Genomic DNA, 837 nt, shown 5'->3' with positions numbered 1-837 from the left:
TGGAGAATCTGGAGAAATTGACCACCTCATTCTGGCAAAAGTGACCACCTGATTCTGGTTTAACTTGACCACCTGATTCTGGTGAAAGTGACCAGTTAAAAAAAATGATTTTTAGAACATATCAAAAAGTTAGTTTAGCTAAAAAGAAAATGGCAAACCACAAGATAGATATGTTGCAAATCAAACAATTATTACGACTTTACAGCAATGGAGAAAGTAAACTAAGTATTAGTAATCGTTTAGGACTTTCTCGCAATACGGTACGCAAGTATATTGGGTTATTTCATTCGTATCAATTAACGTTTGAAGAATTATCAGATTTAAGTGTAGAAGAGGTAGAAGACTTGTTCGAAACCCGCGAACTATTACCTGACAGCCGTGAAAATATCGCTAAAAACTTCTTTCCCTATGTATCTAAAGAGTTAAAAAAGACAGGAGTAACACGTTATTTACTTTGGCAAGAATACAAAGAAAAATATCCTGAGGGTTATTCGTACGCACAATTTTGCCATCATTATCGCAGCTGGAGTTTACGAATAACACCTTCTTATCACATGGAACATAAGGTTGGTGATAAGATGTTTGTTGATTACACAGGTAAAAAACTTTCTATTATAGATCGAAATACAGGAGAAATACAAGAAGTTGAAGTTTTTGTAAGTATTCTTGGATCAAGCAGATTAACGTATGTAGAAGCTACATTGAGTCAAAAAAAAGGCGATTTTATAGGAAGTTTAGTCAATTCTTTAGCTTTTTACGGAGGTGTTCCTGCTGCTATTGTACCCGATAATTTAAAATCGGCAGTAAAGAAAAGCCATCGTTATGAACCTGAAATAG

The 837-nt window shown here is 34.4% G+C and carries 1 pseudogene; it reads left to right on the top strand.

What is annotated here, in order from left to right:
- Nucleotides 1-104: 104 nt before the first annotated feature.
- Nucleotides 105-837 (top strand): annotated as a pseudogene (locus H4K35_RS15555) (IS21 family transposase); the annotation flags it as partial.

Source organism: Myroides sp. NP-2 (assembly GCF_014145665.1).
GTDB lineage: Bacteria > Bacteroidota > Bacteroidia > Flavobacteriales > Flavobacteriaceae > Flavobacterium.
Note: the sequence above shows the minus strand (reverse complement) of the source record. Positions and strands in the feature narration are given on the sequence as shown.